Source organism: Kitasatospora kazusensis, from assembly GCF_039529945.1.
GTDB lineage: Bacteria > Actinomycetota > Actinomycetes > Streptomycetales > Streptomycetaceae > Kitasatospora > Kitasatospora kazusensis.
In genome coordinates this window covers 1-14,413 of sequence record NZ_BAAANT010000077.1, presented here as the reverse complement: position 1 = coordinate 14,413, position 14,413 = coordinate 1, and the positions used below count along the sequence as shown (strand labels likewise).

General features: G+C 69.7%; 15 protein-coding genes and 1 pseudogene. 3 read left to right on the top strand and 13 right to left on the bottom strand.

The window, feature by feature from the left end; translation table 11 throughout:
* Nucleotides 1-597 precede the first annotated feature (597 nt).
* From ABD330_RS31315 to ABD330_RS31305, 3 genes are all read right to left on the bottom strand, one after another.
* A complete protein-coding gene (locus tag ABD330_RS31315; protein ID WP_344469695.1) occupies nt 598-1,299 on the bottom strand; it encodes a hypothetical protein in 702 nt (233 codons plus the stop codon).
* Between the two features lie 121 nt (nt 1,300-1,420).
* Nucleotides 1,421-1,684, bottom strand: a complete 264-nt coding sequence (locus ABD330_RS31310; protein ID WP_344469694.1) for a hypothetical protein — start codon at nt 1,682-1,684, stop codon at nt 1,421-1,423.
* Complete coding sequence (locus ABD330_RS31305) at nt 1,684-1,911, bottom strand: hypothetical protein (RefSeq protein WP_344469693.1); 228 nt, start codon at nt 1,909-1,911, stop codon at nt 1,684-1,686. The genes ABD330_RS31310 and ABD330_RS31305 overlap by 1 nt, the downstream gene beginning before the upstream one ends.
* Before the next feature lie 490 nt (nt 1,912-2,401).
* Here ABD330_RS31305 and ABD330_RS31300 point away from each other — a divergent pair, with 490 nt between their 5' ends.
* The gene (locus ABD330_RS31300; protein WP_344469692.1) at nt 2,402-2,647 is read left to right on the top strand and encodes a hypothetical protein; all 246 of its coding nucleotides are present in this window, start codon (nt 2,402-2,404) and stop codon (nt 2,645-2,647) included.
* Between the two features lie 302 nt (nt 2,648-2,949).
* Here ABD330_RS31300 and ABD330_RS31295 read toward each other — a convergent pair.
* The 3 genes and pseudogenes from ABD330_RS31295 to tpg all read right to left on the bottom strand — a co-directional run.
* A pseudogene (locus tag ABD330_RS31295) lies at nt 2,950-3,060 on the bottom strand (HU family DNA-binding protein); the annotation flags it as partial.
* A gap of 347 nt (nt 3,061-3,407) precedes the next feature.
* Entirely contained in the window at nt 3,408-5,873 is a 2,466-nt protein-coding gene (locus ABD330_RS31290; RefSeq protein ID WP_344469691.1) for a hypothetical protein, read from the bottom strand.
* Nucleotides 5,870-6,778, bottom strand: coding sequence for a telomere-protecting terminal protein Tpg (gene tpg / locus ABD330_RS31285; RefSeq protein ID WP_344469690.1), 909 nt, complete (start codon nt 6,776-6,778; stop codon nt 5,870-5,872). The genes ABD330_RS31290 and tpg overlap by 4 nt, the downstream gene beginning before the upstream one ends.
* A 192-nt stretch (nt 6,779-6,970) precedes the next feature.
* Between tpg and ABD330_RS31280 the strand changes: the two genes are divergently transcribed.
* Nucleotides 6,971-7,423 (top strand): hypothetical protein, encoded by a 453-nt coding sequence (locus ABD330_RS31280; protein ID WP_344469689.1) that lies wholly within the window; start codon nt 6,971-6,973, stop codon nt 7,421-7,423.
* 349 nt (nt 7,424-7,772) lie between these two features.
* Nucleotides 7,773-8,147, top strand: coding sequence for a hypothetical protein (locus tag ABD330_RS31275; RefSeq protein WP_344469688.1), 375 nt, complete (start codon nt 7,773-7,775; stop codon nt 8,145-8,147).
* A 67-nt stretch (nt 8,148-8,214) separates the two neighbouring features.
* Here ABD330_RS31275 and ABD330_RS31270 read toward each other — a convergent pair whose 3' ends face one another.
* From ABD330_RS31270 to ABD330_RS31240, 7 genes are all read right to left on the bottom strand, one after another.
* Nucleotides 8,215-8,619 carry a DUF6009 family protein gene (locus tag ABD330_RS31270; RefSeq protein WP_344469687.1) on the bottom strand — a complete coding sequence of 135 codons (405 nt, stop codon included), beginning with the start codon at nt 8,617-8,619 and terminating at the stop codon, nt 8,215-8,217.
* Nucleotides 8,616-10,043, bottom strand: a complete 1,428-nt coding sequence (locus ABD330_RS31265; protein WP_344469686.1) for a DNA primase family protein — start codon at nt 10,041-10,043, stop codon at nt 8,616-8,618. Before ABD330_RS31265 ends, ABD330_RS31270 begins: the two co-directional genes overlap by 4 nt.
* A gap of 218 nt (nt 10,044-10,261) precedes the next feature.
* Complete coding sequence (locus tag ABD330_RS31260) at nt 10,262-11,368, bottom strand: bifunctional DNA primase/polymerase (RefSeq protein WP_344469685.1); 1,107 nt, start codon at nt 11,366-11,368, stop codon at nt 10,262-10,264.
* A 905-nt stretch (nt 11,369-12,273) separates the two neighbouring features.
* Nucleotides 12,274-13,050, bottom strand: a complete 777-nt coding sequence (locus ABD330_RS31255; protein ID WP_344469684.1) for a hypothetical protein — start codon at nt 13,048-13,050, stop codon at nt 12,274-12,276.
* A gap of 199 nt (nt 13,051-13,249) precedes the next feature.
* Nucleotides 13,250-13,507, bottom strand: coding sequence for a hypothetical protein (locus ABD330_RS31250; RefSeq protein WP_344469683.1), 258 nt, complete (start codon nt 13,505-13,507; stop codon nt 13,250-13,252).
* The gene (locus tag ABD330_RS31245; RefSeq protein ID WP_344469682.1) at nt 13,507-14,082 is read right to left on the bottom strand and encodes an RNA polymerase sigma factor; all 576 of its coding nucleotides are present in this window, start codon (nt 14,080-14,082) and stop codon (nt 13,507-13,509) included. The genes ABD330_RS31250 and ABD330_RS31245 overlap by 1 nt, the downstream gene beginning before the upstream one ends.
* On the bottom strand, nt 14,075-14,413 hold a 339-nt coding region (locus ABD330_RS31240), incomplete at its 5' end, for a hypothetical protein (protein ID WP_344469681.1). The genes ABD330_RS31240 and ABD330_RS31245, both read right to left, overlap by 8 nt.

The following is a 14,413-nucleotide window of genomic DNA, read 5'->3' as shown; positions in this document are numbered from 1 at the left end:
TGTTGATGTTCTTGCTCACGGTTATGGGTTCTCCCGGTAATGATGTGAAGTGATCTGCGGATTCATCGGTGGGGACGGGCGGTGACGTCAAAGTATGCCAGCAGGGGCCCATCACGCTCTCACCCGTAAATCGGCGCCCAGAAGAACATGACAAAGACGTCACCCGGTTCCGTCGGCCCCGCCCGACGCTGCGCAGCGAACTGTCCACGGCCTTCGCCGCGGGCCTGCGCGAGATCCGCGAGGAACTGCAGCGCGTCGTGGGCCGGGAGCCGAACGTCGGCATGCGGGGCCCCGCGTGGAGAGCGGCCCCGAGTTCACCGTCCACGCCTTGGGCGCCCGCCGACGACAGCTGACGGACGGCCCCGTGAACCCCCGACACTGTCGGTGAACCGGGGACCGGGCATGCGACCGTCACATCGGCCGCGGAACCCCCATGTGCTTCCAAGCATGAGGTCCGGATACCGGCGCGGGCCTCATGCCAGGACGCCGGGGTCAAAGATCGGGGCGAGGAGCGGCATCGGTGCCTCCGGGTATCCGAAGGCCCGTCACACGGCCGGTCGCCGCCCGCACCAGGCCGGCGCGTGCGGCGGCTGGCGGTCAGTCGGACTCGACGGGACCGTCGGAGGCCGCTGCCTTGATGCCCAGCTTGGCTTCCGCGGTCGTCCAGTCCGTCGCGATGGCCTGCTGCGCGGCGGCCAGGGTCACCTGGTTCTTGCAGATCGCGGTGTGCAGGTGGGTCTCCACCGCGTCCTTGGGGTTGTTCGGGCCCTTGCCGGGGACGTGGTCCGGGGACGGCGGCTCCACCCACAAGTTGCGGGGGTCATTGGGGTCGCCGCCGAGCTGGAGACTGATCAGGTGGTCGTACTCGGCGTCACCCATCGGCCCGGTGTAACCGTAGGACGCGGCGTTGGCCGCCTTCTCCTTGCCGGTGATGTTCACCGGCGGCCTGATCGTGGAGGTGTACCCGCCCGGCTTGCAGATCGTCGAGCCGATCGTCGCCTGCGTCACCGCCGGACTCGTCGCACCCGGCGTACACGCCGCATCCGGCAGCGGCTGCTTCGCCGCGGTGTACCGGTAGTGACAGCTTCCCGGCGTCGGCTGCGCCTGCGCCGTGTAGGAGGCCCGCGGGCCCGCACCCACCGGGATCACACCACCACCCGCCGCGCCACCGGCGGAAGACGCCGTGGTGACAGCCTGGTCCCCCGATCCTGCCTTATGGGTCGCCGACGGCGAGCAGCCCACCGCCCCGGCAAGGAGAACGGCACCGATCACAACAACACTACGTACCGCGGAACCCACAGAATCCTCCGGAATCACTGCCGGCCCGTCACGTGACAAGCCGACACAGATCCTCCCAGAACCGGGAGCCGGCAAGGCTCCACTTACCGGGAGGCGCTGGACTCGGGGAGGGGGTGCCCAGTCAGCCGACCTCGATGTACGCCACGATCACCACCGTACGGAGCGCGGTCACGTAGTGGATGAGGCGTACGGCGTCGATGTCGTCGGTGTACTCGCGTAGTTCCGGCACGGTGCCGGGGATCGGCGCGCCCATGGTGGGGTCCACGGAGAGGGCTGCGAGGGCACGGTCGAGGGCGTGAATCTCGGCTTCGTCGGTGATCGCCTCGATCTGGGTCTCGGCGAGCGGGGTGAAGGCGATCTGTGCGCGGCGGTGCTCGCGGGGCATCAGGCAGCGTGGCTGCGCTGAGCGGCGAGCTGGGCGAGGCGACGATCCCGGATGGTCTCCCACGGGGTGCAGTCCTCGGCGCGGGGCAGCCCGTTGACCGCGAGGTCCTCCAGGGCTTCGGTGAGGCGGTCGGCCTTGGCCCGCTCGTCGGCGGCGTACCTGCGCAGCGCGGCGGCGGACTCGGGCGTCAGCGTCTGGCGGTCGGTGGCAGCCGGCTGTTCGGTCATCTCGCGCTCCCCTGATGTGGCTTCGGTCTCCACGGTAGCGCTGGGCTGGGGCTCCTGTCCCGGGCCTGGTCGATGACGCGACCGGGGCGCCGCCTCGTTCCGGCACCCCGGAGGAGGGAAGCGCGCCTCTTCCAGCTCCGTGGAGGAGGCGCTGTCGGCCGCCGGGGCGGTGTCGCCCTGAGCCGGATACTCCCGGGTCTACGCCTTGATAGGCACAGTGCTGTTGCCGGATCGCGGGGCGGGGCGGTGGGCAGCGTGACCGGTGGCGGGAGTGGCCGCAGCCCGCACTGGCCGGTTGCCGCCACCCGTCGGGGGGCGTGTCCCACGTCCTGATGGCCGACCTTGCCAGGACTTCAGCTTTCATCGGTGCCTATGGTGCAGCGTGACGACGATCCCCAACGCGCCTGCCCGGGTGCCGCCTCGCTCCCGCCGCCAGGTGGAGAGCGCTGTCCGGCGCCTGCGGGGAGCACCTGCGGGCGGCGTTAGGCAGGTGTCCTACGATCGCGGTGCCGTGGACGGCTACCTCTGGGCGCTGGGGCTGCGCGGGCGGCCGCCGGTGAGCGGCGCGCCGGTGACGGGGCGCGAGTGTCCGTCCGGCGCTCAGATCGCTTCCGAGGAGCACGCGGCCCGTCTCCAGTGCGGGATGGAGGGGTTGTGCAGCAGGGTCCGGGACTACGCCTGCGGGGTGCGGGACGCGCTGGCCTGGATCCGGGGTGTCAGCGACGCGCGCCCTTGACGCCGATCCCCCGCCCTTGTGGTGACGTCTGCGGGGGCCGCGTTGCGGATGGCGCGTGCGGTTCGTTGAAGGGCCGGCTCTTGCGCCGGAAGGGGCCCGCGACGGCTGGGTCTCGGCGGTGGCCGCAACCCCCGACCGGGCATCCGGTCGGCCCGGCGGCGGCCCGGCCGGTGTCCGCCGAGCTGCCGCTCGCGTGATCGGCTCCGCGGTGTCCGCGTCTGTTCAGACCGTCCCTCGAAGGGATCGAAGCCCGAGCAGAGGGCCGGTGCCCGTGACCGCGGCTACCGGCCCCTGGACTTGTGTCACTTGCCCTTCGCGGCGTCCTTCAGCTTGGAACCGGCACTGACCTTGACGCTGTGCCCCGCCGGGATGTCGATCGGGTCGCCGGTCTGCGGGTTGCGTGCGGATCGGGCGTAGCCGGGCTGGGTCCTGCGGCCACGTGCGGGCGGCGGCTCTCCTCAGCTGTGCTCGATGAAGCGGACAGCCCAGGCGTGGCCGCTGAGGCCAGCGCCGTCATCGGACTCACCACCACCCACACAGCGGCGCAGCTCGCGCCCGCCGACCTCTGCGTGACGGGTCTCCGTGCTGCGGCGCAGCAGCTGGCGGATCTGGGGGTCCTTCTGACGAGTCCGGGGATGCGGCGGACGCGGCGCCTGTGAGCCCCGCGCTGGCGGCTGATCCTCCGGTGCGGAGGAGGGGCCGGGTGCCGCCCCGTTCCTGCGGGGTGGCACCCGGCCCTCTTGTGGTGTCCGACAGGTGGTCAGGACGGGACGGTGGTCGTCATCAGCCGGTGCGCGGCCAGCGCGGTGCCCGGAACCCCGGAGGCCGTGGGGGAGGTGCTTGCGGCTCGGGCCGGTGCGGCGTTCGGCGGGACGCCCGTGCTGCTGCGGGTGTAGTAGCCGAAGAGGTCCACCACCAGGTGGACGTCGCCCGCGTGGTTGTAGAAGTCGACGTAGCCGTCGGCCCCGACCGTCGCGTTGACCATGTTGGGGATCGTCTCGCCACGGGTGAAGTTGAGGTTGGAGGACATCGGCAGACCGGTCCCGTCCGGCGGGGAGTTGGCGGGCGCGGCGTCGGGGAAGACGGTGACGTAGCTGTCCGCTGTGGCGCCGGTCGCTGTCACGTTGAGCAGTAGTGAGCCGATTCCCCAGTCGCCGGGCCGCAGGCCCCAGCCCGATATCGAGGTGTATCCGGAGACCGGCTTTGGCGGGGTGCGGTCGGTGCGGGTGTCGATGAGGCGTTCCGGCCGGCCTGTGACCAGGACGCCGTCGGTGGTCTGGCCGGTGGTGTCGGGGGTGAAGTAGCCCATCGTGTCGACGATGAGTGCGACGGGTGCGTTCGAGCCGTTGAAGATGTCCACCGAGCAGCCGTTGCCGAGGCTGGCGTCGACCATGTTGGGGATCGTCTCGCTGGCCGTGAAGTTGAGGTTCGATGTTCCGGGCCAGGCCTGGCCGTGCGGGTAGACGGAGACGAAGCCGGAGGTGCCGGGCCCGGTGACCGTGACGTTGAGGGCCGCTGCGGTGGCCTTGGCGGGCAGCCCGCCGCGGGCACAGAGGTTCAGGGTGGTGGTGCCGCGCGCCGCGAGGGTGCCGGGAGTGCCGGTGCGGGTGTCCAGCGCCCGGAGGGGGTCGATGCCGGTGTAGACGGCGCCGGTGGTGTCCGGGACGTAGTAGCCGGTGACGTCGGCGACCAGGTCGACCGACCCGCCGGACCCGTTGAGGAAGGTGACGCTGCCGCCCGCGCCGACCTGGACGGTCACCAGGTTGGCGATCGTCCGCCCGGCGGTGTGGTTGAGGTTGGACGTGACGGGCGCGGCCTCGCCGGACGGGTAGACGGTGACGTAGCCCCCTGCGGTGGCGTCGGTCACCGTGACGTTCATGACGACGGCCACGGCGTTCGCCGGGACCTGGCCGGCCCCTGCGACCCGGAGCCGCAGCGCGCCACTGGCGGCCACCGCCGAGCCTTGGCGGGTGTCCAGCGCGCGCTGCGGGGGCAGCGGCACGTAGGTGCCGGCGCTGCCGACGGAGATGTCCAGCGGTGCGCCGAGCGACGTGCCCGTCGCGCCGTAGCTGTGCGTGCCGTGGTAGTCGTTCACGTCGATCTGCAGCGCGTAGAGGCCCGGCGCGCAGCCGGTCGGCTGCGGTCCGCCCGGGGTGTCGGTGCTGCCCGCTGCGGCGAACGGCAGGCTCACGCTCACCGAGGCGGTGAACGTGCCGAGCGGGTACTGGACGACGGCCGACGGTGCGCAGTCGTGGCCGGACACGGGTCCGTGGGCGGTGACGGTGATCCTGGCCAGCGGGGCGGTGTCGGTCACGGTGAACGACACCGGGGCGTTCGTGCCGGTGGCGGGGAGCGCGTGCGGGAAGGAGACCGGGCCGATGGTGATGGTGCTGGTCGCCGGTTCGGTGACCGTGATCGACAGCTTGGTGGAGCCCGGGTAGAAGGCGACGCGCTCGCCGTTGTCCGACACGCGGAAGGAGTTGATGGTGCAGGTGCTGGTCGCGTACGCGGGCACGGTGACCGGCACGCTCAGCCGGGTGCCGGACCAGGTGATCGGGCCTTCGCTCCAGCAGTCGCCGGTGAACTCGGGCATCGCCTGCGTGATCGTTCCTGCGGAGTCGCTCGCGGTCATCGACAGCGTGACGGTCCGGTTCTGTCCCCGGTTGTCGACCGAGGTGGCGCTCAGGGCGAAGTCGGAGACCTGGATCGGGTTGGCCCCCGCCTGGACCTGCGCCGTCGGGATCGTGTTCCGGTAGCCGAGATCGGGGGTGACCGGCTGGTGGTAGGTCGAGCCGTCGGGTTCCTGCAGGTCCACGGACGTCATGGTCCACGTGCCCGGCGTGCTGTCGGCGGGGAACGCGATGTTCACCATGCACCCGGTGCCGTTGGAGCCTTTGGAGCTGGAACAGTGGTTCAACGGGTCGGCGGTGCCGAACGGCGTGGTGATGGTCCGGGAACTGTCGGCATCGGACGTCATCGTGACGGTTTCCGTACCGGTCAGCCCCGTCCCGTTGATGCCCACCGAGAACTGCAGGTAGCCGCCGCTGGGCTGGACGTAGACGTTGTTGTTCGACCAGTAGACGCTGGTGCTCACCACCACGAAGGCAGGCGCACCGGCGGCCTGCGCCGGCCTTCCGGCCGCGACCGTACCGCCGAGTCCGAGAAGCGCCGACAGCAGTACGAGCAGCAGGCGCGCTCCACCCGGTCTGCGTATGGGAGTGGTCATTCCGTTTTGTTCTGCCCTTCAAGGACGGCCGGTTGACGCTCAGCCGGCCTGATGACGTCCGCCCCCGAACGGAGCAGGCCGAGCGGGCAGATCCTAGCCGGACCCACTGACGCGCCGTCCAGGGCAGGGATTCCGTGATGCCCCCTCACCGTCAGCGAATCCTGCCCACCATCCCCCGCAACCAGGCACTCGCGCAGCTGCGGGCCTGTGTAGACCCTGTCGGTACCGCGGGTCCCCACGTCGCCACCGCCAGTGCAGCAGTCCACGGTGGCGAACAGCTGCTGGGGCCCGTGGAGGAAGGCCGCGGCCCCGGCATCGCCGGTCTCCGGCTCCGGGTCGGTCTCAGCGCCGGCCACCAGGATGCCCTTGATGGTGCGGTGGGACGGGTCGCCGACCGTGATGGCTTTGCTGCAGGCAGCCTCCATCCAGTTGATGCTGTTCAGCGCGACCTGCGAGACGCCCCGGGCGCGGCTGCCCCGGTCCTGGAAGTAGTGCTCGCGCAGCGCGTCGGCGAGCAGCTTCTCCTGCTCGGCGTCGGTGGCGTCGGCGTCGCGGGCGGCGTAGAGGGCTTGGGCGACGCTGCCGGGCATCTTGAGGTTCTCCAGGACCCGGTCGCGGGGGTCGTCGGTGGAGCCGCCGACGGCGCTGAAGCCGAAGGTGCCGGACAGGTGGAGGGTGAAGCCGTTCTTCTCGGCGGCCTTGCGGGTGCGGTCCTTCACCCGCGGCTGCCACTTCGCCCGGACCCGCTGCTCGACCTTCTTCGCGGCGTCGGGCTTGGGGGTGCCCTGGCCCTTGAGCCAGCGCTGCACGGTCCGCTGGCTGACGCCGAGCGGGCCTTCGCCCTCTCCGAACCGGTCCGCCGGATCGCACAGCCCCGCCGCGAGCCGCCCGGCGTCGACTACCACCGGCTGTCTGCCGAAGAGCGCCGCTGGACGTGGGAGAACCTGATCCTCGCCGACCTCGGGGAGATCACCGCCCACCAGCAGCCGGCCACCGTGTACATCATGGGTCAGGTGGGGATGCTGACCGAACCATCGCGCTGACCAGCAGCTTATCCAGTTGCGTCAGGCCGGTGATCGACGGCGATACTCCATGGCATGAGCAGAATCGCTGAGGTCATCGTGCTGGCCCAGAATGCAGGCGACGTGATGGAGCCGTTGACGAGGCCGGACCCTACTCGTACCTGGGTGGGCTGCTTCGCCGAGATGCGCCCGGGCGGTGACTGGGGTTTCGGCTGGGGCGCGGAGTTCGAGCACATGAGCTGGCGATCCGGGCTGTTGAAGCATCTGGAGTCCTTGCCATGGCCTCGTCCGGAGACGGTGCAGGTGTTGATCCACGACGAGGAGGACGACTGCTTCGGCCTCTGGATGATCCACGACGGCAGGCTGGTGGAAGTACCTCTTCCACGCACCCGACGGGCTTGGTGGTCCGGACCTCCGGAGGAAAGATACGCGCCGGACCCTGGCATCCTGAGCCGGACGGACTGCGGGCCCGTTGATTGGCCGGAGGAGATCGAGGGCGGTGACCAGTCCCGCCCCCTGGCCTGGTGACGTGCTCAGGATGGCTCTCTCGACGGCATTGCGCTTCTTGCTACCGCTCCTCGTCGAATCCCGGCGGCCATCCGCCTCATGATCTTCTGCGCAGGCGGGCGGCCTGGCTGTCGGTCTTCTCCGGGATGGACCGCGCCAGCGCACCCTGGTCCTCACCCTGTGCAGAATCCCGTCGACCACCTGCTGGTGATCACGCCACCCGCCCGCACCGACCAATGCTCACCGGCACCTGGTCCTGGTGTTCTCGGTTACCTGTCCGCACTGCTCGGTGCGTGCCGCGCAGGTCTCCCGTTCGCCCCTTGGCTTGGGCCAGCGCGCGATCCACGCCGCACGCCGCAGACTGGCCGGTGTGCTGGAGCCGAAGGAGTTCGTCCTCTACGAGAGGGGGTTCTACTTCGACGGGCTCAACGGGCTGGTCCGCCCCGCGGTCCCCCCGCCGCCGCCGCTCGATACGGACCTGCGCCACCTGCCGGCGGACCCGCTGGACGACTGGACCGCCCAGGCCAGCGCCGAGCCGGCCAAAAAGCAACGCCTGGCAGCTAAGAAAAAGGCACTGAGGATGCGGCGCGACCTGTGGCGCCTCGAGAACGACGCCACCTCCGTTGGCTGCCCGGCGTGCGGAGCTGGGCCAGGCCTTGCCTGCCTTCCGGGGCCCCGTCGGCCCAGGCGCGGGCACGACGAACGGGGCGACGCCGCGTTGGCCGGGTCAGAGCCGGGCAGCTGAACCCGGTCGACGCCGTCACGAGACAGCCGACCGTCGGCATCGGCAGATACCAGGTGTCACTCGCCGGTCAGGCCTTCGGAAGCGTTATTCCGAGTTCCATCATCGCGGGCGAGGCCGGCCCGCCTTCGCTCCGTTCCGTCTTGTAGCCCTTGACCGTAGGCGCAACGGTACGGGGGTCCACCGCTTCGGAGGGGGCTCCCGTGGCGTACAGCCCGTCGGGCTGCAGGTCACGGTCGTGCGGCAGCAGCCAGAACACCCTGCGCCGAAAAGTGCCCGAGGCCCGGGAGGCCTTCGCGTCGGGCCCGAGCGCCGCGTAGCCGACCATCCGACCGTCCCGGTGGTAGGCCGGCCTGCCGCGGCGCGAGGGCAGGCGTTCCATGGACTGGCGGACGTAGTCCAGGGCGTCGGTGTCCTCCAGCCATACGAGCTCGGTCTCGTGGGCGAGCTCCGCCGGGTCGATCAGGGCGCTCACGGCTGCTGCTCCTCGTGGAGGTCGGCGATGAGGCCGATTCCGGGGTAGTACTTGCGGGAGTTGGAAAGGATCATGCCCTTGGGGGACGGCATGCCGAGGGTGTCGCGGACGCGGGCGGCGAAGGCGCGGGCGGAGACGGCGTTGGCTCCTTCGTCGGCGCACCAGCGGGTGTAGGCGGCGTAGAGCTGGGTCTGTTCGGCGCGCATCGTCTCGTCGAGTTTGCAGGCTTCGGTGAGGAAGCGGCCGACGTGGTCCTCGGTCTCTGCGTAGGCGTTGGTGGCGGTCTGGACCTGCTGGGGGCCGGTGAGGTCCTTGTCGCCGGCGAAGTAGCGGCGGGCGCCGTCGATGAGCCAGGCGAGGATGCCCGGGCCTTCTTCTGCGACGAGGACGCTGGCGAGGTTGTCGATCTTCCGGGCTTCGGGGACGACTTTCTCGAAGGGGATGAGGCGCATCCGGCGCCAGAAGGCGAAGCCGCCGGTGCCGACCTCGGGCCGGTGGTTGCCGAGCAGCCAGAGTTTGTGGGTGGGGTCGAAGGAGAAGAAGTCCTGGCGCATCCGGCGGGCTTTGATCTTGTCACCGCCGGTGAGGAGTTTGACGCGGGCCTCGTCGAACTTGTCGCCGGGCTTGAGTTCGGAGCAGACGATGATGCGGCGGCCGTGGAGTTCGGCGAGGTCGGTGGGGTGTCCGTCGAAGGCCTTGGCCATCAGGAAGCCGGGCGGGGCGGCGTCTGCGTAGTCGCCGAGCAGTTGCAGCATGACGTCCAGGAGGACGGACTTGCCGTTCTTGCCCTGCCCGTAGAGGAAGGGCATGACCTGGGCGCCGACGTCGCCGGAGATGGAGTAGCCGAGGAGCAAATGGAGAAAGTCGGCGGTCTGGCGGCCGTCGGCGTCGGTTCCGAAGGTGTCGTCGAGGAAGCGCTGCCACCGGGGGGTGGGCATGGTCTGGGGGCCGAGGGTGGTGGAGCGGGAGTGGTGCTGGGTGGCGGGGTCGGGCGGGAGCAGGGCGCCGGTGCGCAGGTCGACGACGCCTGCGGGGGTGCACAGGGCGTAGGGGTCGGCGTCGAGCAGGGCGGCGTTGAGGACCATGCCGGGGGCGGCTTTGGCCTGCATGAGCATGGCGTTCATGCCGGAGGTGGAGAGGGCGCGGCGGCGGTGGCGGCGCAGTTCGGAGCTTGAGTGGTGGCCGCGGGGGTCGTCGGTGGCGATCTGTTCGGCCATCTCGCCGGCGGCCCACAGGACGGTGTCATCTTCGTCGGCCTGCCAGCGGTGGCCGGCCCAGCGGTACCAGCCGAGCCCGGGGACGTGCCGGTAGTCGCGGCCGTAGATGCTGACGAACAGCTTGGCGTTGCCGCGGTCGGAGAGGCTGTCGGGGAGGAGGCCCTGCGGGGTCGCCGCCGGGGGCTGGACAGCGACTGAAGCGACCATGGCCGGAACTTGGCCAGCCCATTGAACGTGGCCGGGGAAGACGTGCCCGTGCTGGGTCGCAGCGACCGGAGCGACTGAAGCGACCGTAGCCGGGACATGGTCGAACAGGGCCCCCTGAGAGGGGGAGGCCTGTCCCGGGACGGGCAGGGTCGTGGCCAAGGGCGGAGTGAGGATCTGCTGGGCGACGGCCACCGGGTCGAAGCCTCCTTCGGTGGCGTTCATGACGGTCGTCCTTCGCAGTGAAGAGGGCGTCGCTCACCGGCGGCCATGCCGCTGACGATGATCTGGCGGGCGCGGCGGTCCTGCCCGGGGCGGGCGGTCCGGGCTGCGTCCATCAGCAGGCGGAAGGCGTCGGTGTGGTCGAGGCGGCCAGCCGCTACGAGGCCTCCGGCGGTGAAGGCCGCGCGGTTGAGCTTGTCGGAGAACGCCGCTCCGGAGGGGACGACCGCGCAGTCGGTGACGGCTGTGATAGCGGAGGCGAGCAGGCGCTCGGCGGGGGTGCCGCCGCCTGCTGCTGTGACGGCCTGGCGGGCCCGGGGCGGAACCGCCGCGAGGGGGCGAGCCGGGGGCGTCACGGCGGCGGTGTGTCCGGTGCGGACGAGTTCGCGAGCGAGCCAGGAGGGGAGCGGTGCGGGGGTCCGTACCGGCCCGAGGGGCTGGTAGGTGCCTGCGGGGGTCGTGGTACCGGGGGCGATGATGTATCCGCCGTGCGCGCGGATGTCGACCTGCCAGGCCAGGGCCCGCCCGGAGCTGGATCCGCCGGAGGACAGCAGCCGCAGCCCCTGAGGGGACCGGTACCAGATGTGCAGGCCCCCGGACGGGGTCCGCACCCGCAGCGTCGCCGCGTCCTCGGCCGGGTTGGGACTGCCGTTGAGGGCTGCCAGCAGGGCCAGGCTGTGGTAGCCGTTGGCCAGGCCGGTGAGATCGACGGCGTCGTGTATCGCGACACCGGGCAGGACCCTGTCGCGGGGCGGAACCGGTACGTCATGAGCATCAACGTCGACGACGACCAAGCCGGCCGGGCCGCACGACACCCCTACCCCGAAACCGGGGCCTCGGGGGGACCACCAGCGGTCGATGAGCTCCGGCTCGGTGGTCGCGGCATGGAAGCCGTGACACCAACGGCCCTCTGCCCGGCACCGGCACTGCCGGGCATCGTGCCCGGCCTGCTGACAGGCGGAGCAGTTCGCAGGCGGGACCTTCGCCCCGGGAGCGAGCGGGTGCACCGGCCAGCCCTGTGCGGCACACCACCGGGCCACCGCCGCAGGAGAAGGCCCGGGAGCCGGGCGGACCGGGGCCTCACCGGCGACCTGCTCCACCTCCATCGAAACCCTCCCCCGCACCTTTCTGAGGCGACCCGAGCCGCACCCGCGCGGGACGCCTCAGTCGCTTGCCGATAAAACTGCAGGTCATCGGCCTAGCTAGGCCCCAGTCAGCGACTGAAGCGACCCAAGTTCCAACATGACCCGGGAAAGACTAGCCGAGTGCCCACTGCCCGGCACGCAAACGCCACGCCCGGGATACCAACCAGCTACCGAAGAGACACCAAGCGACCGAGAGACTTCAGTCGCTGACTGAATAGCTCACAGAAAACCGCAGGTCAGGAGCCTTTCAACCGACAAACCAGCGACTGAAGCGACTGAAGCCCACATCTATCACGCACACGCGCACACGCGAATGTCCTCATATACCCAAACTTGAGTCGCTTCAGTCGCTGACTGGGGCCTACCTAGCCCTCTGACCTGCAGTTTTACCCAGCGACTCAAGGGCAGCGACTCAACCACTAGCGCACACACCCTTCAGTCACTGCCCGCTGACGAGCCCGGAGGCAAGCGACCGAAGGCCCTCTCCCAGACCCACTAGCCCCTTCCGCTGTCACCAGGCCATACCCTGGTCGCGCGCCTTGAGACGCCCAGGGTCCTGCTGCGCCCGAGCTCGCTGCGGTGTCGTCAGCTCGGGCAGTAGTTCACCCCAGAGCCACTCGGGGGCACCAGCACAGTGTGGAGACAGTGGGATGGCACCCTGTCAGTACAGGCTCCCCCCGCTAGCCGGCTCCTCCCCCTTGGGCGCCCGCCAGGTCTCTCTGCCGGAATACACCCAGATGCGTAGCCACTGGGATGCCGGTCGTTGACGGGCCCCAGCGCACGCCCAGAAGGTTGGCGCGTCTCAGCGACGGAGGCCGCACTTCAGCTATCACTTCGCGCAAGTGTGAGTGAACCAGTACTCCAGCTCATACCCGAATCACGTAAGCCGTCTCGGCTCCTGGCTCGACGATGTAGATACCAGAGCCCGGGGGGATTTCCCGTGAGTCCTCCTTGAGTCGTTCGATGTCAAGATCCTCTGGCCAGCAGGTATGCAGCTCCGACCAACGGACGCCGGCGAGGTCGACCCCTGTCAGGTCGGCGGTGCTGAGGTCAGCCCGAGTGAAGTCGTCCAATAGGTCGGAGAGCAGTACGAGATCCAGTTGGTCGGCCTCACCGAGGCCGACCAACTCGGCGATCTGCGTAGACAGGGCCTCGACCAGTTGTCCAGCCCCCACCAGAGCGCGGACGGAGTCCCCGCGAGCGACTGCCCTGGTCAGTGCGCCGACCGCCACCGTCGGTATGCGGCGCCTTTGCTGAAGGCAGTTTGCGATGGTTTCGGCGAGCGTTCCAGCGAGCATTCGGCCCACCGAGACCGCCCGGTCCACGGCGGCGTAGGTCGGCTCCAGCAACGCAACGATCTCGTGGGCGAGGTCCCGGGACTGTCGGCCCAGTGCCGCCCGTCGGTCGAGCTCCCGTGCGAGCTCCTGTGCGGTGTCACGGGCCAGAGCCACGGCCCGCGGTCGTGCCATGCCGTGGTATCGGTCGAAGCCCAGGCCATAGTGCAGGTCGTAGTTGAGGGCGAGGGTTCGACCGAGTAGGTCGGCCAAGACACCCGCCGTGATCAACGGGTGTTCTCGCAACGCAAGCCTCTGCTGCGGTTCGATCAGCTCGACCCGGAAGCGGAGCAACTTGAAGCCGTCCAACACCGGCGGGTGGTCCTGTACCGGTTCAGAGGGCGATAAGAGCCGTTTCCTCAAACTTGGTCCTGATCTGCTCCTCGTGGTGACGGACCATCTCCTGCGGAATTCGCGTGGACGGCCTCATCGGCAGGCTTCGAACGGTGACTCCCGCCTCACTGGAGGGAGCTCTGTCCGGTAAGTCCCCTATGACCCTCCGGGGTGATCACATAAACCAGGGCGAGTTGGCTCTTATCGCCCTCTCAGATGTGGTCGGGACGATCAACGCCAGACCCGCTTCAACATCCATCACAGTGGCTAGCTCGTCGGCCATCACCCGGTGGCGGGAGTACAGCAGAACCTCGCACAGTCCCGCCTCGACGTTCAAGCGGTTCGCGAGGCCGTCCAGGAATCCCTGCCCTAGGACCCCCAGTCTTGCGGGCAGGCCGTCGGACGGGGATGTCGATACCAGGCGCTCGGCCATCACTCCTCCTCGCGGGTCGTCATCCTGCCTGCGACAGCGCGACGGGCCTTCAGCAGGTTGGCCCGAACCGATCCCGGTTCCAGGCCCAGCTCGTCGGCGATCTCCGCAGGGGTGAATCCGTCCAGGGTCCAGGCAAGTACCTGCCGCTGGCGTGGCGGCAGGCCGCGCAGCACGTGGAGGATTTCCTGCTGCTGCTCCCACTCGGCTGCCTCCCCCGGCCGGGGGAGCAGTGAAGTTGGCTCCGGAACAAGATCTACCGGATCCTCCTCCACCCGGCTCAGGTGGCGGACCAGGGCGCGGGAGGAAACCCGGCGGCTCCACGCCTCCGGCGCCTCGATCCTGCTCCAGCCCTGATACGCCTTGATCATGGTGTCCTGGGTAAGGTCGGCGGCCAGCGCAGCGGATGCGCCCTGCCACATAAGAAAGCGTGTCAGCCGCAAAGCGAACGCCCGGTAGAACAAGGAGAAATCGCCGTCGCGCGAGGCCGCCCCAATGTCTGGCGCCGGTAGCGGCGCGTACTGCCCTAGGGAGGCGGAGAACCCCGGATCCCCCTCCACTGGTCCGCTCTCACTCATGCTCGTCCGAGCTCCCCTGTGACTGTGCCTGCGGCTGGCTCGCGCCGGGCGTGGATAGACCGCAGCACCGAGCCGTGAGGGCCAGCGCCAGTTGGCGCTCGGCCTCGGCCTGGCGTGCACGCCAGCGCAGCTGTAACGACTGCCCAAGCAGGGAGACCACACCCCCGCCCAGGCCCAGTATCGCAACCACCACCGAACCGGTGACGGGATCCACCATGTCTCCTCGCTGTAGGGGAAGTGGGCTTGATCCGCTTTGACGGACACCTGAGATCAGGGGCTTCGGCCCCGGAAGGATGATGTCCATCATGGAGAGCATGGGGAAGAAGAAGCC